The following is a 17,752-nucleotide window of genomic DNA, read 5'->3' as shown; positions in this document are numbered from 1 at the left end:
CCACCAGCTCAGCGCCAGCCCGTGGAGCACGAAGTTGCCCGTGACGTGCGCCGTGAAGAGGCCGAACAGCGCGATGAAGCCCAGCGTGTCGACGAAGCCGACCACGAAGGCCAGACCTGCTGCGAGCCAGTGCCTCACGGCCCGGCCTTGACCGTGCTCCCGTCGGGGCCGCCGCACAGGGGGCGGTTGCGCGCCTCGCGCTGCGCGCACCAGCGGCCCACGCCGAGGTAGCCCAGCGTCATCGCGACCACCAGCAGCGCGCCGGCCAGCGCCGGCGGCGCCGGTGCGGGCAGGCCGAAGGCGCGGCACAGCGCGCCCAGCGCCACGCCGAGCAGCAGGCCGATGGCGACCTTCAGGCGCTGCGTGTTCATCGCAGCGCTCCATCGAGCAACCAGTCGGCACCGACGAAGCCGCCGGTCATCGCCACCACGAGCAAGGCACCCACCAGACGTGGGGGAGCCGGCAGCGGCAGGTCGAACCAGCGGCAGGCGCCGCCGATGGCCAGGCCGAGTGCCAGCGAGATCATCAGCTCGGGCATGGTCGAGCGTCCTGTTCAAGGGGTCGAAGGGTCAGAACGCGCAGGCGCAACCGAGCGCGCCCCAGAAGGAAGCGCGGTCGGACACGGGCGGCGCGCTGCGCGTGGCCACGAAGGCGTGGCGATGCCCGTGCACCGTGCAGGGCTGGCTGCAACAGGCCGCAGCCGCTGCCGCGGGCTGCCAGCGGCGGTACCGGCCGCTGTCGTGCGCCGCGGGCGACCAGTCGGGGCTGGCCACCGGCCACGGTGGCGCGAGCGCCGCGAAGTCGCCATCGCCGTGCACGACGCGCCCGCCGACCACCGTGAGCAGCGAGCTCAGGGTCTTGACACGTTCCAGCGGCACGCTGAAGTAGTCCTCGCTGGGCACGAAGAAGTCGGCCAGCATGCCGGCTGCGAGGCGGCCCTTGTGCGCCTCCTCGCCCGAGAACCAGGCGCTGCCTTCGGTGTACAGGCGCAGCGCGGTCTCGCGGTCGAGGTGCTCGGCCTCGGGCGTGAGCACCAGGCCGCCGACGGTCTGCCCGCTGAGCAGCCAGTGCAGGCCGATCCAGGGGTTGTAGCTGGCCACGCGCGTGGCATCGGTGCCCATGCCCAGCGGGACGCCCGCGGCCAGGATCTCGCGCACGGGCGGCGTGCGTGCCGCGGCGGCCGCACCGTAGCGCTCCACGAAGCGTTCGCCCTGGTAGGCCATGCGGTGCTGGATCGCGATGCCGCCACCCAGCGCACGGACGCGCTCGATGTTGCGCGGGCCGATCGTCTCGGCGTGGTCGATGGCCCAGTGCAGGCCCGTGAGCGGGTGTTCACGGTGCACCTGCTCGAAGACATCGAGCATGCGCGTGATCGACTCGTCGTAGGTGGCATGGATGCGGAAGGGCCAGCGCCGTTCGGCCAGCACGCGCGCCACCCCGAGCAGGTCGTCTTCCATGCGCGCGGGCAGATCCGGCCGCGGCTCGCGGAAGTCCTCGAAGTCGGCGGCCGAGAAGACCAGCATCTCGCCGGCGCCGTTGTGGCGCAGGAAGGCGTCGCCGTCGCCGGGGCTCACCATCGAGGCCCAGCGCAGGAAGTCCTCGCGCTCGTGCTGCGGGCGCTGGGTGAACAGGTTGTAGGCCACCCGCACCGTCAGTTCGCCGTCGCGCGCGAGTCCGCCGACGATGTCGTAGTCGTCGGGGTAGTTCTGGAAGCCGCCGCCGGCGTCGATGACGGAGGTGATGCCGAGCCGGTTGAGCTCGCGCATGTACAGGCGGGTCGAGTTGCGCTGGTCCTCGGGCGCCAGGCGCGGGCCCTTGGCCAGCGTGGCGTAGAGGATCATCGCGTTCGGTCGCGCCACCAGCAGCCCGGTGGGGTTGCCGCGCGCGTCGCGCTGGATCTCGGCACCGGGCGGGTCGGGCGTGTCGCGCGTGTAGCCCACGGCCCGCAGCGCGGCCGCATTGAGCAGCGCGCGGTCGTAGAGATGGAGGATGAACACCGGCGTCTCGGGCGCCACCGCGTTCACCTCGTCGAGCGTGGGCAGCCGGCGCTCGGCGAACTGGAACTCGCTGAAGCCGCCGACCACGCGCACCCACTGCGGCGGCGGGGTGCGCCGAGCCTGATCGCGCAGCATCGCCATCGCGTCGGCCAGCGTCGGCACACCGTCCCAGCGCAACTCGAGGTTGTGGTTGAGGCCGGCGCGGATCAGGTGGGTGTGGCTGTCGTTGAGCCCGGGCAGCACGCGCCGGCCGCCCAGGTCCACCTGCAGGGTCTGCGGCCCGACCAGCGCGTGCAGCGACGCACGGTCGCCCAGTGCCACCAGGCGCCCTTCACGCACCGCCACCGCGCCGACCTCGGGTTGCCCGCGGTCGAGCGTGGTGAAGCGGCCGTTGTGGAACAGTGCATCGACGGCGGTGTTCATGGCATCAGGCGCGCGCGAAGGCGAGCAGGTCGGCGTTGAGCGCGTCCTTGGCGGTGTCGCCCAGGCTGTGCGAGCCGCCCTTGTAGACCTTCAGCGTGGCGCCCTTGACCAGCTGGGCCGACAGCAGCGCCGAGCCCTGGATCGGCACGATCTGGTCGTCGTCGCCATGCACGATCAGCGTGGGCACGTCGAACTTCTTCAGGTCGTCGGTGAAGTCGGTCTCCGAGAAGGCCTTGATGCAGTCGTAGGCGTTCTTGTGCCCGGACATCATCCCCTGCCGCCACCACGACTGGATCAGCCCCTGCGAGACCTTCGCCCCGGGCCGGTTGAAGTTGAAGAACGGTCCGCTGGCCACCTCCAGGAAAAACTGCGCGCGGTCGGCCAGGTAGGCCTGGCGGAAGCCGTCGAACACCTCCTGCGGCAGCCCCACGGGGTTGTTCGGGCTCTTGACCATGATCGGCGGCACCGCCCCCATCAGCACCGCGCGCGCCACGCGCCGCGTGCCGTGGCGCCCGATGTAGCGCGCCACCTCGCCGCCCCCCGTGGAGTGGCCGACCATCGTCACGCCCTTCAGGTCCAGCGCCGTGAACAGCTCGTGCAGGTCGTCCGCGTACGTGTCCATGTCGTTGCCGTGCCACGGCTGGCTCGAGCGCCCGTGGCCCCGCCGGTCGTGCGCGATCACGCGATAGCCGTTGGAGGCCAGGTGGAACATCTGCGCCTCCCACGCATCGCTGGACAGCGGCCACCCGTGGCTGAAACTCACCACCGGGCCGCTGCCCCAGTCCTTGTAGTAGATCTGCGTGCCGTCGCGCGTCGTGAAGGTGCCGCCGCCACGCCGGGCTGCGGAGTCGCGGGCCGGCGCGCCGCTGCGGCGCTCCCGTGGCGGGGTCTCGGCCAGCGCGGGCTGGCCGATGGTGGCCGCGAGGCCGGCACCGGCCAGCAGCATGCGCCGGCGCGTGAGGAAGTCGAAGGCGTAGGTCGTGGGCTTCATGGCTGGGCTCCTGGATCGGGTGGACGGGATGGCAGGATGGGGACGAGCGGCATCAGCCCCGGTGCGCCAGCGCCGCGGCGACGCCGGCCCCGTAGGCCGGGTCGGCCCGGTGGCAGTGGGCGATGTGGCGCTGCCGCACCGCGTCGCTGGCACCCCAGAGCGAACGGGCGGTGTTCTCGAACAGCCGCTGGCGTTCGTCGGGCTGCATCAGCCTGAAGAGCGCGCCGGGCTGCGAGAAGTCGTCGTCGTCCTGCGCCGGCCAGTGCCGGACCGAACCGTCCAGCGGCAGCGCCGGCTCGGCGAGCGCGCGCTGGTCCTGCCACTCGCCGCGGTCGTTCGGCACATAGCCGATGGTGCCGCCCTGGTTGCCGTCGACGCGCATCGCGCCGTCGCGGTGGTAGGCGTGGACCGGACAGCGCGGCGCGTTGACCGGGATCTGGTGGAAGTTGACGCCGAGCCGGTAGCGCTGCGTGTCGCCGTAGGAGAACAGCCGCGCCTGCAGCATCTTGTCGGGCGAGAAGCCGATGCCGGGCACCACGTTGGCCGGCGAGAAGGCCGCCTGCTCGACCTCGGCAAAGTAGTTCTCGGGGTTGCGGTCGAGCTCGAGCGTTCCCACCTCCACGAGCGGAAAGGCCGCCCGCGGCCAGACCTTGGTCAGGTCGAAGGGGTTGAAGGGCAGCCCGGCCGCCTCCTCCTCGGACATCAGCTGCACGTACAGCGTCCAGCGCGGGTACTCGCCGCGCTCGATGGCATCAAACAGGTCGCGCTGCGAGCTCTCGCGGTCCTGCGCGACCAGCGCCGCGGCCTGGTCGTCGGTGAGGTTGCGGATGCCCTGCTGCGTCTTGAGCGTGAACTTGACCCACTGGCGGCGGCCCGCGGCATTGACGAAGCTGAAGGTGTGGCTGCCGAAGCCGTGCATGTGGCGGTAGCTCGCCGGCAGGCCGCGGTCGCCCATCACGTAGGTGACCTGGTGCAGCGCCTCCGGCAGGCCGGTCCAGAAGTCCCAGTTGTTCTGCGCGCTGCGCAGGTTGCTGCGCGGATCCCGCTTCACGGCATGGTTGAGGTCGGGGAAGCGCAGCGGGTCGCGCATGAAGAACACTGGCGTGTTGTTGCCCACCAGGTCCCAGTTGCCTTCCTCGGTGTAGAACTTGACCGCGAAGCCGCGGATGTCGCGCTCGGCATCGGCGGCACCGCGTTCTCCGGCCACGGTGGAGAAGCGCACGAAGACCTCGGTCCGCTTGCCCACTGCCGAGAACAGCCGGGCCCTGGTGTGGCGGGAGATGTCGTGCGTGACCGTGAAGGTCCCGTAGGCGCCGGAGCCCTTGGCGTGCATGCGACGCTCGGGGATCACCTCGCGGTCGAAGTGCGCGAGCTTCTCGATGAGCCAGATGTCCTGCAGCAGCGCCGGGCCGCGCGGACCGGCGGTCTGGATGTTCTGGTTGTCGACGACCGGCGCGCCGGTGGCATGGGTGAGCTTCTCCATGGGGGTTCCTCGTGTCGTGGGTGGGGCGACCGTCGCCGCCCTGTGATCAGGTTGCCGCGTCGCACCCGCGGGGCCATCTCACGCAAGGCCAAGGGGCGGCTGTCCGTTCAAGGCAGGAGCGGCTATTCCCTTCGGTCGAGGTCCCGGGGCCGGGTCCGCCGGCGGACGGCGCCTGCCGCATGCGGGCCGCTCTACCACCAAGGACCAAGCCCCCGCCGCCCCCCCCGCGCAAGCGGCGGGCCCTGCCCCCGAAGCACTGCGCAGCGGGTCTCGCGACCGATGCGGCCAAGGCCTGTGCAACCGACAGTGGACCTACAGGCACCAGCCGGTGTCTGCCCCCCAACTCCCTGGAAGGTCCACGTCATGAACTCCCTGCGCACCCTCAGCATCGCACTCGCCGCGGCCACGTTGTTCGGCAACCCCGCGCTCTCCCAGGAAGGCGGCCTCACCCGCGAGCAGGTCAGGGCCGAACTCGCGGAAGCGCGTCGCAACGGCGACCTGCGCACCGGCGGCGAGACCGGCCTGCGCATGCGCGACAAGTTCCCCGGCCTGTACCCGGCCGAGCCGGCGGCTCCGGCGCCGAAGTCGCGGCAGCAGGTCCGCCGCGAGCTCGAGCAGGCACGCGCCGATGGCAGCATGACGCTGGCAGGCGAGACCGGCCTGACCGAGGCCGAGCTCGCACCGCACCGTTTCGCCGCCCGCCCGGCGCTGTTCGCCAAGACGCGCGACGAGGTCAAGGCCGAGCTCGCGACCGCCAGGCGCCTGGGCGACATGCCCGCCGGCGAAGACAGCCGCACGCTGGCCGAGGCCCATCCGCAGGCCTATGCCGCAGTCCGCGCGCAGCATCTGGCCGCCGCCAAGACCCCGGTGGCGCAGCACGGCAGCACCGTGGCCGCCGCACGCTGACCCACCGCCCCGTCCGCGCAACGAGCGCGGCGTCGCCACCCGGCGGCGCCGCGCTCGTTGCATTGCGCGGCGGCATCCGGGGCCTCAGCCCGCGGCGATGAAGCGGTCGGTGCGCGCGGCCTCGACCACGGCGGCCGGATCGTGCAGCAGGCACTGCATCGGGGCCGCAGCGTCGAGCAGCACGTTCGGCGTGGCGAACCACGAGGCGAGATCCCAGTCGTCGAACACCGGGCGCAGCTCGGAGAGCGCCGCGCTCACCGCAGGCAGCACGCGGCCGGCACGGAAGTCGAACTGGAACAGCGGCAGCAGCAGCAGCAGCACCGATTCGCACGGCAGCACCACGACCTCGCGCGCGACGATCCAGCGCGCCAGGGTCGAGATCGGCTGCTCGACCACGCCGCGCAGGCGGCTGGACACCTCGTCGCCACCGGCCAGCCCGCCCTGCTGCTGGTAGCGCCGCAGCACCGCCTTCAAGGTGGTGGCGGCCACGGGCGCCCATGCCGGCGGCGCCGCGCGGGCGCCCGTGTCGGGATGGGCTCGGTCGGGGGTGGTGGTGGCGGACATGGCACGATCTCCTGCTGGTCTGGCAGAGCCGACGTCCGGCTCCAGCCCACTGTGCGAGGCGGCACGGGTTCCGGCATCGCGCCTGCGTGGTAGCCCGTCCCCTCCCCGGAAGGCCGACGCCGGCTGCACCTTTGGGCAAGGGGTGCGTGGCTGCGGAAGTCCAGGGCGCGGTCCCGGCCAAGGAGGGCCGCGGCTGCGCAGCCTGGTCGTTAGGCTGTCTGCACCATGACCGACCCGCGTGCACACTCGACGGCCCGCGCCTCACCCAGGGCGCGCCGGTGCCCGGCCGGCGCCGGCGGCGACGCCCGCGCCCCCGGGCTGCGCGGCCGCGTGGCCGGACTGGCAGCCGCCGTGCTGCTGGCTGCGGCGGGTGCCGGCTGCTCGTCGGCCCACTACCTCGTCAACGCTCCGCAGCGCGACAGCGCCGCGCCCGCGGCCGGCTACAGCCTGCGCCACCTCGAGGCCGTGAACAACACCGACAGCCTGCTGGTGGTGCTCACGCTCTCCGGCGGCGGCTACCGCGCCGCCGCGCTGGCGCATGCGGTGATGGCCTTGATGGCCGAGACGCCGCTCAGCTGGGATGGGCACGACACCACGCTGCTGCAGGAGCTGGACCTCATCTCCGCCGTGTCGGGCGGCAGCCTCGCGGCGGCCTTCTACGCCGCCGAGCCCGAGCGCTTCGTCACCGAGTTCCCGGACCGCGTGCTGGCCACCGACCTGCAGGCGGCCCTGGTGCAGCACACCTTGTCGCCGTCGGGACTGTGGCGACAGGGCTCGAAGACCTTCGGGCGCGGCGACTTGCTGCAGGAAGTGCTCGACGCGCATGTGTTCCAGGGCCGGCGCTATGGCGACCTGCCACGCCGGCGCCCCATGGTCTACATCAACGCCACCGACATGCGCCATGGCGAGCGCTTCGAGTTCACGCAGGACCAGTTCGACCACCTGTGCTCCGACCTCGACGCCTTCCCGCTGGCGCGGGCCGTGGCGGCCTCGATGGCGGTGCCGGTGCTGCTGTCGCCGATCACCGTCTGGAACCACGCGGCGCAGTGTCCGCCCGGGCGCGCGCTGGTCCCGGTGCCGGGGCGTGCGGCGACGAGCCGGTACATCCACCTCGTCGACGGCGGCCTGGCCGACAACACCGGCCTGAGCGCCGTGCTCGACAACGTGGCCGTGCACGGTGGCCTGCAGCGCACGGCGCGGGTGAGCCGGCTCGTGGGCGTGCGCAAGCGCGTGATCATCGTCGTCAATGCGCAGGTCAACCCGGACCAGCCCGAGGACGAGACACCGCACACGCCGGGTCTGTTGCGGCAGCTGCGCAGCATCGTGCACGTGCCGATCGACCGCCACGCCGATGCCAGCGTGCAGATGCTGGGCAAGACCGTGCGCCAGTGGCAGCACGACCTGCGCGCCGCGGCCGGCCCCGGGGGCCGCGGCCAGCCCGACGACTTCCACGTCATCGAGATCAACCTGGCGCAGGCACGCGACCCGGCACTGGCCGCGGCGCTGCAGCAGGTGCCGACGGGCCTGCGCATCGCCGCGGCCGACCTCGCGCTGATCCGCCGTTTCGTGCGCGAAGAGGTGGTTCAGCACCCCGAGTGGTTGCGCCTGCTGCGCGCCGTGACCGGCGAGCCTGCGCGGAACACGGCGCTGGCCGCCTTCTGAAACCCCGGCACGCCGCGGCGATGCCCATCCCGGAGGATCCCCCGATGCGCACGCATTCCCCCTGCCGATCGCACCGCATGCTGGCCCTGGCCCTGGCCGGGGCGCTGGCACTGTGCGTCGGCGCCTGCACCACCGTCGAACCCTGTCCGGATGCGCGATGGCAGGGGCCTGCCCCCGGCGCCGCCGCCGCGCCCGGGTCGCACGGCAACGGCCGGTCAGCCGACCGGTCCGGCGACCGGCTGCTGTGCGCCTGCGTGCCGCCGGCACCCATGGCCTGAGACCCGGCGGGTCCTGCCCGGCCGGCCAGGGCTACCAGTGCACCATCGGCAACGGCCGCCAGGGCGTGCGCAGGCACTGCCGCAGCGTCAGCTGCGCCAGGCGGGCATGGAAGCCCGCGTCGGGGAAGGCACGGCGGACCGCACGCACGTGCGCGAGTGGCAGCCCGAAGCGCAGCACGCCCAGCGACACGTCGATCCAGTCCGCGCGCCTGTAGTTCTCCACCGTCGTCGCATGCACGCCCCTGTAGCGGCCGATGCGGTGGTGCTCGCGGATCAGGAGCGCCACCTCGTCGCGCAGGTCGTCCCGCCCGATCCGTAGCAGCCGCTGCAGCGCCAGGTCCACCGAGGGCTCGATGTAGTCGAAGCTGCGCGCCGTCCAGATGCCCAGGTCGTGCAGCGGCGCCGCCACCTCCACGGCCAGCGGCACGGCCGCCTCGCCGCCCGACAGGGCCACGAAGTGGTGCAGCACGCGCTGCACATGGTTGCGGTAGCCCTGTCGATCCGGGCCCAGCACGGCAGCGCAGGGCGCCAGGGCTTCGTCGACGAAGGCGAACGGCCGGAGCCCCGCGCCGGTCATCGGGGCGGCTCAGTCCAGGTGCCCGTGCAGGAAGGCCAGCGTGCGCGATTGCGCGAGCCGTGCCGCTGCGGCGTCGTGGTGCGCGCCGCTGTGGCGCGCGAAGGCGTGGTTGCAGCCCGCATAGCTGTGGATGCGCACACCCGGCTTCGGGCCCAGCACGTCGCGGATGGCGGCCTGCGCCGGCGGGTCGATGAACTCGTCCTCCTCGGCCAGGTGGACCAGCAGGGGGCTGTCGAGTCCGGCGGCCTCCCCGAGGTGGCGCTCGGTGCCGCCGCCGTAGTAGGCGACACCCGCGTCCACACCGCGCCGCGCCGCGGTCAGGTAGGTCAGCAGCCCGCCCATGCAGAAGCCCATCAGGCCGACGCGCCCGCTGGCGCCCGGCAGCGCGCGCGCGGCAGCGAGCGCACCGGCCAGGTCGTCGACACCGCGGTCGAAGTCGAAGGCCTGGTACAGCGCCAGGCCGCGCTGCCACTCGGCGTCGTCGAACGCCGAGAGCTCCACGCCGGGCTCCTGGCGCCAGAACAGGTCCGGGCACAGGGCCAGGAAGCCCTGCGCCGCCAGCTCGTCGCAGGTGGCGCGCATGTCGGCGTTGATGCCGAAGATCTCCTGCGCCACCACCACCGCCGGCGCGGGGGCCGTGGCGTCGGGGCGGGCGAGGTAGGCGCCGAACGTGCCGTCGGCCACGTCGATGCGGATGCGTTCTCCCATGCTGCGCCTCTCAGGACCGGACAAAGGCGAGCAGGTCGGCGTTGAGCGCGTCCTTGGCGGTGTCGCCCAGGCTGTGCGAGCCGCCCTTGTAGACCTTCAGCGTGGCGCCCTTGACCAGCCGGGCCGACAGCAGCGCCGAGCCCTGGATCGGCACGATCTGGTCGTCGTCGCCATGCACGATCAGCGTGGGCACGTCGAACCTCTTCAGGTCGTCGGTGAAGTCGGTCTCCGAGAAGGCCTTGATGCAGTCGTAGGCGTTCTTGTGCCCGGACATCATCCCCTGCCGCCACCACGACTGGATCAGCCCCTGCGAGACCTTCGCCCCGGGCCGGTTGAAGTTGAAGAACGGTCCGCTGGCCACCTCCAGGAAAAACTGCGCGCGGTCGGCCAGGTAGGCCTGGCGGAAGCCGTCGAACACCTCCTGCGGCAGCCCCACGGGGTTGTTCGGGCTCTTGACCATGATCGGCGGCACCGCCCCCATCAGCACCGCGCGCGCCACGCGCCGCGTGCCGTGGCGCCCGATGTAGCGCGCCACCTCGCCGCCCCCCGTGGAGTGGCCGACCATCGTCACGCCCTTCAGGTCCAGCGCCGTGAACAGCTCGTGCAGGTCGTCCGCGTACGTGTCCATGTCGTTGCCGTGCCACGGCTGGCTCGAGCGCCCGTGGCCCCGCCGGTCGTGCGCGATCACGCGATAGCCGTTGGAGGCCAGGTGGAACATCTGCGCCTCCCACGCATCGCTGGACAGCGGCCACCCGTGGCTGAAACTCACCACCTGGCCGCTGCCCCAGTCCTTGTAGTAGATCTGCGTGCCGTCGCGCGTGGTGAAGGTGCTCATCGGTCGTCCTCGTGGCTGGGGGTTGGGATGCCACGCAGCATGCGCGGCAGGCGCGGGGCCCGGCATCGCCCGGTGGGCCAGCCGGCACCTGTCCAGGAGGCGTAGGTCGCGCCGGGGCATTGGCGCAATGCCGTGCGCCGCGTGCGGCGCGAAGCTCTCCGGCCACCTGCACCCACCCGCCCACAGGAGTCCCCCATGCGCCTTCACCACCTCATGCCCCTGCTCGTCACGCTGTCGTTCGTGCTGCCGCCCGATGCCGCTGCCCGCGGCAGCGCCACGATCGAGGCACCCACCCGTTCCATCGTGGTGGACGGCACACGCCTGGCGTACCGCAGCATCGGTCCCGCCGGCGGTGTCCCGCTGCTGCTGCTGAACCGCTTCCGCGGCACGATGGACGACTGGGATCCGGCGCTCATCGATCGCATCGCGGCCGAGCGCCAGGTGCTGATGTTCGACCAGCCGGGTTTCGCGCGCTCCGAAGGCACGCCGCAGGACTCGCTCGGCGCCTTCGCGGCCACCGCCGCGCGCTTCGTGAAGGCGCTCGGACACGAACGCGTGGACGTGATGGGCTTCTCGATGGGCGGCACCGTCGCGCTGCAGTTCGCGCTCGACCACCCCGCGCTGCTGCGTCGCCTGGTGGTGGCCGGCTCCGGGCCCGGCTTCGTGCCCGACACGCCACCGGGCCCGTTCGCGCCCGAGCGCATCTGGTCGGTGGCGACCAAGCCGGTGAACGACGACGGCGACTTCCTGTTCCTGTTCTTCGAGGACAGCGCCAGCAGCCAGGCCGCGGGCCGCGCCTACCGCCAGCGGCTGCGCGCGCGCACCGATGCCCACGCCCGCCCGGTGGATGCCGCGGCCTGGCAGGCGCAGCTCAAGTCGGCGATGGCCGTCGCCGCCGAGGGCAGCTCGTTGCTGCCGCGCCTGGGCGCGATCCAGCAGCCGGTGCTGGTCGCCAACGGCCGCCGCGACGTCATGGTGTCCACCTACGCCTCCTACGCGATGGCGCAGGCCCTGCCGCAAGGCCGGCTGCTGGTGTACCCGGATTCCGGGCACGGCTTCCTGTTCCAGTACCCCGACGACTTCGGCGGCGAGGTCGTGCGCTTCCTGCGCTGAGGGTCCGGCCCGGCCTCAGCCGGCCGCCCGTTCCAGCTCGCCACGCAGGCTGCGCGCCCGCAGCAGGTCTGCCGTGGCCGGCTCGTCGTCGACGGCCGCCAGGGCTTCGAGCAGGCGGTCCAGCGCCGGCCCGAGGTCCTGCCCGTGCTTCAGCGCCACGTGCGCCAGGCTGCAGGCGCAGCGCAGGGCCCAGGCGCGGGCGTCCTGCTCGACCGCCTGCGTCCAGGCCCCCACCAGTTCGGCGCGGGCGGCGCTGTCGCCCGCGAGCGCCGCGGACTCCGCACGCACGCGCCGGATCTCGGCGGCGCACCAGGCATTCAGGCCCTGGCGCACGCGCTCGCCCGCGATGTCGTCCACCAGGCCCGGCTGCAGCGTCGGCAGCATGTCCACATGGCTGAAGTGCAGGCGGCCGGGCTCCAGCGGCTCGGCCGGCGGCGCCCCGCGGCGTGCCGCCAGCACGCGCCGGAACAGCGGCGGCCACGACTGCCAGAACACCAGGTGGTGCGCATGCGCCGTCTGCTCCAGCTCGTCGACCAGCGCCTCGGCCGCGGGGTCGTGGCCGCTCCACAGCGCCACCGGGCAGGCCGCGTAGCTCAGCGCGTAGGTCAGCGACAGCGGATGGTCGATGCCACGCGCGGTGTCGATGGCGTCCTGGCAGGCCTTCAGCGCCTGCGCCGTGCGGCCCTGCAGCCACAGCACGCGCGCCATCTGCGTGAGCGCCGCGGTGCGGTGGTCCAGGTGGAACAGCGTGCCCTGCGAGGGCTGCAGGGCCACGGCCTCGGGCTCGAGCGCCAGGCGTGCGTGGCGCTGCGCCTCGCGCTGATCGCCCAGGCAGTGCAGGCACAGCGCCATCACGCGGTGGTGCACGTACAGCGAGGCGCGGTCGCCGGCGCGGCGGGCCACCTCGCCCAGCTCCTCCGCAGCCAGCCGCGCCTGCACGTACTCGCCACGCAGGGCGTGCAGGCTGAACAGACTCCACAGCGCCCGCACCTGCAGCGTCGGCTCGCCCAGGCGCCCGGACAGCGCGCGTGCGCGCTCGAGCGCGGCCCTGCCGTCCGGCGTGGCGCCGTGGATCGCCAGCGCCACCTGGCCGATGACCAGGTGCATGCGCACGTCGAGCGGGCCGTCGCGGCAGGCGGCGGGCAGCGGCTGCGGCACCTGCGCCAGGCGCTGCAGGTATTCGTGCGCCAGCGACATGCCGAACCACAGCGACGGCGAGTGCGCGAGCAGCGCGACACCCAGTTCCACGTCGCCTTCGCTGCCGAAGGCCCAGTCGAGCGCAGCCCGCACGTCGTCGAGCCGGCGGCCATAGCGGTCGCGCCAGCGCGCGGGCACCAGCACCTCGCTGTCGCGTGTGACGGCGTCGAGCAGCGTGAGGCAGTGCAGCGCATGCCGCCGCCGCACCGGCCCCTGCTCACCGCTGGCGAGCAGGCGCTCGGCGGCGTAGCTGCGCGTGGTCTGCAGCAGGCGGTAGGCCGCCATGTCCTCGCCGGGTTCGGCCACCACCAGGGACTTCGCCACCAGGTGCATCAGCAGCGCGGTGACGACGGGGCGGCCGGTCGCGGCGTCGCCGGCCACGGCGGTGGCGGCGTCGATGGTGAAGCGCTCGCGGAACACCGACAGCCGGCCCAGCAGGCGCTGCTCGTCGGGCGGCAGCAGCCCGAAGCTCCAGTCCATGGTGGCGCGCAGGCCCTGGTGGCGCGGCAGCGCCGTGCGGTGTCCCAGCGTCGGCAGCGACAGGTGGTCGTCGAGCCGCTCCGCGAGCTCGCGCAGGCCGAACATGCCGACCCGGGCCGCCACCAGTTCCAGCGCCAGCGGCATGCCGTCGAGGCTGCGGCACAGCTGCCCGATGACGGGCACGTCGGCGTCACCGAAGACCAGGCCATCCAGGCTTGCCATCGCGCGCTCGACGAAGAGCTCGAACGCCGGGTACGCGAGTGCCGCCGCGTAGGCCGGCGCGGACGACACGGGCGGCGATGGCAGCGAACCGAGGCGCTGCACCCACTCGCCGCGCGCACGCAGCGGCTCCCGGCTGGTGGCCAGCACCGAGACGCCGGCCGTGCCACCGACCAGCCGCTCGGCCAGCAGCGCGGCGGCGTCGATCACGTGCTCGCAGTTGTCCAGCAGCACGAGCATGCGCCGTCGCGTCAGCCAGGCCAGCAGGCCGCCCACCGGATCCTGCACGGGCAGTTGCGCCCCCAGCGCCGTGGCCAGCGCCACCGTCACCAGCGCACCTTCGGCCACGGTGGCCAGGTCGACGAAGCACACACCGTCCTCGAACGACGCCGCGCAGCGCTCGGCGGCCACCAGCGCCACCGACGTCTTGCCCATGCCCCCCGGTCCCACCACCGTGACCAGGCGGCGCTGCAGCAGCGTCCGCGCGGCCGCCGCAACGGCCTCGTCGCGGCCGATGAGCCGCGTCAGCCGCGGCGGAGCGCTCGGCAGCGCCACGCGGCCTGCCGGCGGACCGGGCGTGGCCGCTGGCAGCAGGGCCTGCCGCTGCACCGGCACCACGAAGCAGTAGCCGCGCAGCGGCACGTTGGCGATGTGCCGCACGCCCGAGTGGGCCTCGGCCAGCGCCTTGCGCAGGGCCGCGATGTGCACACGCAGGCCGGCCTCGTCGATCACCGTGTTGGGCCACACCGTGCGAATCAGTTCCTCCTTGGAGACCACTTCGCCGGCGCGCTGCACCAGCACCACCAGCACGTCCAGAGCACGGCTGCCGATGCGCACCGCCGTCGATCCGTCGAGCAGGCTGCGCTGCGCGGGCAGCAGCCTGAACTGCCCGAAGACGTAGGCTTCGCCGGGGGGAGACTGGATGTCGCTCATGGCAGCCGCGGCCGGTGGGCGGTCTGTCGTTGGAGAGGCGCGATTCTCAGCCCGCGGCGCCGAGTGCGCCACGCAGATGCGGCACCAGGTCGGTGCGGCCCAGGAATCCGCGGGCGAACGCGATGCCCTGCGCCTGGCCGCTGCGCACCTGCGCGTTGGCGCTCTGCAGGTCCACGTCGCCGTCGAACAGCCACTCGCCCGCGAAATGCGGTCGCAGCAGGGCCGCCATCGATCGCGGGGCGGGCGGCTCGACCAGGTGCAGCCACGCCAGTCCGGCCCGGTCGAGGTCCCGCAGCAACTGCGCGTAGGCGGCCAGGTCGCCCGATCCCTCCGCCTGCGCAGGCTCGCGCGGCGCCAGGCACAGGCCGACGCGGCCCCGGCCCCAGACCCCGACCAGACTGCCCAGCGCCTGGTCGACGAAGCGCAGCCGCGATTCGACGGTCCCCCGGTACGCCGGGTCGCAGTCGGCACATGCGCCGTGCAGCAGCCGCAGTGGCAGCGCGTCGTCGCAAGCCTGCAGCTCCACGGCGTCGAAGCCGGCATCGCCGGCGTTCTCGGCCGCGCTGCGGTAGTCGAGCAGGTACTGCTCGATCCTGTCGGCACCCAGGTCCTGCAGCAGCGCTTCCGAGCGGCGTGCACCGGCGCCCAGCAGCCCCAGCTGGGCCACGGCCAGGCCGCCGGCGTCGTGCACCGCTTCGGTGAGCAGGCGCCATTGGTTGACCTGCTCGGCGCTGTACAGGCCGGGCCGTTCCGGCAGGTGTTCACCCGCGTTGATGGCAGCCGCCTCGCAGACCACCAGCCCGCCCGGCGTGGCTCGGCGCGCGTAGAAGGCCACCATGGCGGGCCCGGGTGCACCGCCCGGCAATGCGAGCCCCAGGGTCAGCGCCGGCAGCACGACGCGGTGTCGCAGTTCCAGCGCACCCAGCTGCCAGGGCGTGAAGAGGTCCGGGGTCGCGGATCGCGGGAGCATGGCGGCACCACCAGTGACGAGCGGGACGTCATCGTCGGCGTCCGATGCGCTCCGTCGCAAGTTGTCGCTTGCAAAGCCTTGAAAACCGCCGCAGTGCACCGGCCTCGAAGCGGCGATGCGTCCCGGCGGCAGCGCCGCCGCACCGGTGGGCACGTGAATCCCGGTGAAACCTCGTGAAGCGCCCCGCCACCGCCGCGGCCGCGCCCCTAGCATCCACCGCCACCGGACAACCCACTGCATCCATGCACAAGACCCTGCCTGCCGATCCTGCCCGCTGCGCGCGGCTTCGGTCGCCCTGGCCGGCGGGGCTGTTCGGGGCGGCCCTGCTGGCGGCCGGCGCGGAGGCCCAGGAGACACCGCCGCTGCAGGAGATCGTCGTCACCGCCGAGCGCCTGGAAGCGCCCCTGCAGACGACGCCGGTGTCGGTGGGCGTGGTCGACGCCGACACCATCGAACGCCGCGCCGTCGTGCAGCTGAGCGACCTCGTGGGCCTGGTGGCCGGCGTGTCCGTGCCCAACGGCTTCAGCAACATGCCGCAGGCCATCGGCATCCGCGGCGTCGGGGTGTCGATACCGGCCATGTCGCAGGCCGTGGGCATCTACATCGACGATGCCCCGCTGATCCGCGGCTACGCCACGGCCTTGTGGGACCTGCCCGACGTGGTGCGCTTCGAGATCCTGCGCGGCCCGCAGGGCACCTTGTACGGCCAGAACTCGACCGGCGGCGCAGCCAAGATCCAGTCGCTCGACCCGCAGGCCACCTCGGTGGCGTGGCTCTCGGGCACGCTGGGCACCCACCGCGCGGTCGAGGCGCGCGCCTACGCCACCGGCGCCGTGGGCGGCGGCCTGATGGCGAGCGTCGCGTTCTCCACCCGCCACAACAACGGCTTCGGCTACAACGCCAGCCTCGACAAGCAGGTCAACCAGCTCGACGTGTCGCAGGCGCGCGTGAAGCTGCGCCGGGCCAGCGACGACACCGACATCGTGCTGGCCATCGACGGCCTGATCGACCGCTCCGACATCAACGCCACCAACTACCCGCGCAACCATCCCGACAGCCGACCGCGGGTGACCTACACCACGCTCGACACCGGACACTTCGAGCGCCGCGCAGGCGGCATCGCGCTGCGGGTGAAGCACCGCTGGAGCCCGCGCGTGACGCTGCGGTCCATCACCTCGCTGCGCGGTTTCCACGACGACCCCGTCGACAGCGACTGGGGCGGGCTGGAAGTCCAGCGCTTCTGGTTCGCGCAGCAGGTGAAGCAGACCTCGTTGTCGCAGGAACTGCAGTGGCAGTACCGCGACGCCGGGCTCAGCATGACGTCCGGCATCATGGCCGTCGGCGACCGCTTCGACTTCCACCGCAACACGACGACGTTCCCGCTGGCGGCACCGGCTCCCTCGTACACCGAGGCGCAGACCCACCAGCAGACCAGCGACTTCGGCATCTACGCCCAGGGCCGCCAGGCCCTGACAGCCGCCACCTCCGCCACGCTGGGGCTGCGGCTGTACAGCACCCGGCAGAAGGCACACAACCAGTTCTGGACGACCGACGAGGTCCAGCAGCGCACGGCGACGGTGTACGACGCCGATGGCCTGCGCACCAGCAAGGCCGGCTGGCTGCCGCGGCTGGGGCTGGACCACCGCTGGAGCGACGACCACTTCCTGTACGCGTCGATCTCGCAGGGCGCCAAGTTCGCCGGCTTCAACCGGGCGGCGAACTCGCTGCTCTCCGCCCAGCAGGCGGCCCGGCCGGAGAAGGTGACGACCTACGAAGCGGGCAGCAAGAGCCGCCTCGCGGGCGGGCAGGTCAACGCCAACGTCGCGGTCTTCTACAACGACTACCGCGACTACCTGGCCAGCCTCACCAACACCGTCGTCAACGGCGTGCGCGTCACCGACGCCGTGCTCATCAACGCCGGCAGGGCCCGCACCTACGGCGTGGACCTGGAAGCCAACGCCCGCCTCTCGCGCGAGTTCGAGGCCGCGCTGTCGGTCGAGTGGCTGCGCTCGCGCTTCACGGAGTTCGCCAACCCGACGGGCTCGGCGCAGACCGACTACGTCGGCAACGAGCTGCCTTTCGCACCCAAGCTGAGCCTGGGTGCCACCCTGGTGTGGCGCCAGGCGCTCACCAGCGGGGCGACACTCAGCGCCGACCTGAGCGTGCAGTACATCGCCGCGCAGTTCTCCGACGTCACCAACGCGGCGGCCACGAGCCTGCCACGGCAGGACTACGTGCACCTGGGCGTGCACCACCTCGCGGCCGGTGCGCGCTGGTCCTGGTCGCTGCGCGTGCGCAACCTGCAGGACCGCGCCTACGCCCTGCTGCCGCTGGTGACGCCGGCGCTGGGCGTCGACTCGACCTACTACAACGCGCCGCGCACGGTCCTCTTCACGCTGCGGCACGACTGGTGAGG

At 72.8% G+C, this 17,752-nt stretch carries 16 protein-coding genes and 1 pseudogene; 5 read left to right on the top strand and 12 right to left on the bottom strand.

Going from position 1 to position 17,752, the window contains the following annotated elements:
• Positions 1-6: 6 nt before the first annotated feature.
• The 6 genes and pseudogenes from ACPOLB_RS25265 to ACPOLB_RS25240 form a co-directional block, all read right to left on the bottom strand.
• Positions 7-138 (bottom strand): annotated as a pseudogene (locus ACPOLB_RS25265) (DUF1275 family protein); the annotation flags it as partial.
• A complete protein-coding gene (locus ACPOLB_RS25260; protein WP_425258818.1) occupies positions 135-371 on the bottom strand; it encodes a XapX domain-containing protein in 237 nt (78 codons plus the stop codon). The pseudogene ACPOLB_RS25265 and the gene ACPOLB_RS25260, both read right to left, overlap by 4 nt.
• Entirely contained in the window at positions 368-538 is a 171-nt protein-coding gene (locus ACPOLB_RS25255) for a DUF1427 family protein (RefSeq protein ID WP_425258817.1), read from the bottom strand. Before ACPOLB_RS25255 ends, ACPOLB_RS25260 begins: the two co-directional genes overlap by 4 nt.
• Positions 539-569: 31 nt before the next feature.
• A complete protein-coding gene (locus ACPOLB_RS25250; RefSeq protein ID WP_425258816.1) occupies positions 570-2,420 on the bottom strand; it encodes an amidohydrolase in 1,851 nt (616 codons plus the stop codon).
• Positions 2,421-2,424: 4 nt separating this feature from the next.
• On the bottom strand, positions 2,425-3,411 hold the full coding sequence (locus ACPOLB_RS25245; RefSeq protein WP_425258815.1) for an alpha/beta fold hydrolase: 987 nt from the start codon (positions 3,409-3,411) through the stop codon (positions 2,425-2,427).
• 52 nt (positions 3,412-3,463) lie between these two features.
• Positions 3,464-4,894 (bottom strand): catalase, encoded by a 1,431-nt coding sequence (locus ACPOLB_RS25240; RefSeq protein WP_425258814.1) that lies wholly within the window; start codon positions 4,892-4,894, stop codon positions 3,464-3,466.
• Positions 4,895-5,257: 363 nt separating this feature from the next.
• Between ACPOLB_RS25240 and ACPOLB_RS25235 the strand changes: the two genes are divergently transcribed.
• Positions 5,258-5,800 (top strand): DUF4148 domain-containing protein, encoded by a 543-nt coding sequence (locus ACPOLB_RS25235; RefSeq protein WP_425258813.1) that lies wholly within the window; start codon positions 5,258-5,260, stop codon positions 5,798-5,800.
• An 84-nt stretch (positions 5,801-5,884) separates the two neighbouring features.
• Here the strand turns inward: ACPOLB_RS25235 and ACPOLB_RS25230 are convergent, their stop codons facing one another.
• Positions 5,885-6,364: a hypothetical protein gene (locus ACPOLB_RS25230; protein WP_425258812.1), complete on the bottom strand. Its 480-nt coding sequence runs from the start codon at positions 6,362-6,364 to the stop codon at positions 5,885-5,887.
• Positions 6,365-6,589: 225 nt separating this feature from the next.
• Here ACPOLB_RS25230 and ACPOLB_RS25225 point away from each other — a divergent pair, with 225 nt between their 5' ends.
• A complete protein-coding gene (locus tag ACPOLB_RS25225; RefSeq protein ID WP_425258811.1) occupies positions 6,590-8,026 on the top strand; it encodes a patatin-like phospholipase family protein in 1,437 nt (478 codons plus the stop codon).
• A 44-nt stretch (positions 8,027-8,070) separates the two neighbouring features.
• Positions 8,071-8,304: a hypothetical protein gene (locus tag ACPOLB_RS25220; protein ID WP_425258810.1), complete on the top strand. Its 234-nt coding sequence runs from the start codon at positions 8,071-8,073 to the stop codon at positions 8,302-8,304.
• Between the two features lie 31 nt (positions 8,305-8,335).
• Here the strand turns inward: ACPOLB_RS25220 and ACPOLB_RS25215 are convergent, their stop codons facing one another.
• Genes ACPOLB_RS25215 through ACPOLB_RS25205 form a run of 3 tightly spaced genes read right to left on the bottom strand, consistent with a single transcriptional unit; the run spans position 8,336 to position 10,544 of the window.
• Positions 8,336-8,881: a hypothetical protein gene (locus ACPOLB_RS25215; protein WP_425258809.1), complete on the bottom strand. Its 546-nt coding sequence runs from the start codon at positions 8,879-8,881 to the stop codon at positions 8,336-8,338.
• 9 nt (positions 8,882-8,890) lie between these two features.
• Positions 8,891-9,589: a dienelactone hydrolase family protein gene (locus ACPOLB_RS25210; protein WP_425258808.1), complete on the bottom strand. Its 699-nt coding sequence runs from the start codon at positions 9,587-9,589 to the stop codon at positions 8,891-8,893.
• Between the two features lie 10 nt (positions 9,590-9,599).
• Positions 9,600-10,544, bottom strand: a complete 945-nt coding sequence (locus tag ACPOLB_RS25205; protein ID WP_425258807.1) for an alpha/beta fold hydrolase — start codon at positions 10,542-10,544, stop codon at positions 9,600-9,602.
• Between the two features lie 75 nt (positions 10,545-10,619).
• On the opposite strand from ACPOLB_RS25205, the gene ACPOLB_RS25200 reads away from it, so the two are divergent.
• A complete protein-coding gene (locus ACPOLB_RS25200; protein WP_425258806.1) occupies positions 10,620-11,537 on the top strand; it encodes an alpha/beta fold hydrolase in 918 nt (305 codons plus the stop codon).
• Between the two features lie 15 nt (positions 11,538-11,552).
• On the opposite strand, the gene ACPOLB_RS25195 is transcribed toward ACPOLB_RS25200, so the two are convergent.
• Both ACPOLB_RS25195 and ACPOLB_RS25190 read right to left on the bottom strand, forming a co-directional pair.
• Positions 11,553-14,366 (bottom strand): ATP-binding protein, encoded by a 2,814-nt coding sequence (locus ACPOLB_RS25195; RefSeq protein ID WP_425258805.1) that lies wholly within the window; start codon positions 14,364-14,366, stop codon positions 11,553-11,555.
• Positions 14,367-14,412: 46 nt separating this feature from the next.
• Positions 14,413-15,336, bottom strand: a complete 924-nt coding sequence (locus tag ACPOLB_RS25190) for a hypothetical protein (protein WP_425258804.1) — start codon at positions 15,334-15,336, stop codon at positions 14,413-14,415.
• Between the two features lie 242 nt (positions 15,337-15,578).
• Between ACPOLB_RS25190 and ACPOLB_RS25185 the strand changes: the two genes are divergently transcribed.
• Positions 15,579-17,750, top strand: a complete 2,172-nt coding sequence (locus tag ACPOLB_RS25185; protein ID WP_425258803.1) for a TonB-dependent receptor — start codon at positions 15,579-15,581, stop codon at positions 17,748-17,750.
• Positions 17,751-17,752 lie beyond the last annotated feature (2 nt).

This window comes from Rubrivivax soli (assembly GCF_049810355.1).
Taxonomy (GTDB): domain Bacteria; phylum Pseudomonadota; class Gammaproteobacteria; order Burkholderiales; family Burkholderiaceae_C; genus Rubrivivax.
This window is presented reverse-complemented; position numbering and strand designations above follow the sequence as displayed.

Excerpts from the sequence above, each read along its gene's own strand:
- ACPOLB_RS25215 (WP_425258809.1), bottom strand. The coding sequence starts at position 8,881 with ATGACCGGCGCGGGGCTCCGGCCGTTCGCCTTCGTCGACGAAGCCCTG.
- ACPOLB_RS25190 (WP_425258804.1), bottom strand. The coding sequence starts at position 15,336 with ATGCTCCCGCGATCCGCGACCCCGGACCTCTTCACGCCCTGGCAGCTG.
- ACPOLB_RS25225 (WP_425258811.1), top strand. The coding sequence starts at position 6,590 with ATGACCGACCCGCGTGCACACTCGACGGCCCGCGCCTCACCCAGGGCG.
- ACPOLB_RS25235 (WP_425258813.1), top strand. The coding sequence starts at position 5,258 with ATGAACTCCCTGCGCACCCTCAGCATCGCACTCGCCGCGGCCACGTTG.
- ACPOLB_RS25200 (WP_425258806.1), top strand. The coding sequence starts at position 10,620 with ATGCGCCTTCACCACCTCATGCCCCTGCTCGTCACGCTGTCGTTCGTG.
- ACPOLB_RS25255 (WP_425258817.1), bottom strand. The coding sequence starts at position 538 with ATGCCCGAGCTGATGATCTCGCTGGCACTCGGCCTGGCCATCGGCGGC.
- ACPOLB_RS25250 (WP_425258816.1), bottom strand. The coding sequence starts at position 2,420 with ATGAACACCGCCGTCGATGCACTGTTCCACAACGGCCGCTTCACCACG.
- ACPOLB_RS25185 (WP_425258803.1), top strand. The coding sequence starts at position 15,579 with ATGCACAAGACCCTGCCTGCCGATCCTGCCCGCTGCGCGCGGCTTCGG.
- ACPOLB_RS25230 (WP_425258812.1), bottom strand. The coding sequence starts at position 6,364 with ATGTCCGCCACCACCACCCCCGACCGAGCCCATCCCGACACGGGCGCC.
- ACPOLB_RS25205 (WP_425258807.1), bottom strand. The coding sequence starts at position 10,544 with ATGCCCCGGCGCGACCTACGCCTCCTGGACAGGTGCCGGCTGGCCCAC.
- ACPOLB_RS25260 (WP_425258818.1), bottom strand. The coding sequence starts at position 371 with ATGAACACGCAGCGCCTGAAGGTCGCCATCGGCCTGCTGCTCGGCGTG.
- ACPOLB_RS25220 (WP_425258810.1), top strand. The coding sequence starts at position 8,071 with ATGCGCACGCATTCCCCCTGCCGATCGCACCGCATGCTGGCCCTGGCC.
- ACPOLB_RS25195 (WP_425258805.1), bottom strand. The coding sequence starts at position 14,366 with ATGAGCGACATCCAGTCTCCCCCCGGCGAAGCCTACGTCTTCGGGCAG.
- ACPOLB_RS25240 (WP_425258814.1), bottom strand. The coding sequence starts at position 4,894 with ATGGAGAAGCTCACCCATGCCACCGGCGCGCCGGTCGTCGACAACCAG.
- ACPOLB_RS25245 (WP_425258815.1), bottom strand. The coding sequence starts at position 3,411 with ATGAAGCCCACGACCTACGCCTTCGACTTCCTCACGCGCCGGCGCATG.
- ACPOLB_RS25210 (WP_425258808.1), bottom strand. The coding sequence starts at position 9,589 with ATGGGAGAACGCATCCGCATCGACGTGGCCGACGGCACGTTCGGCGCC.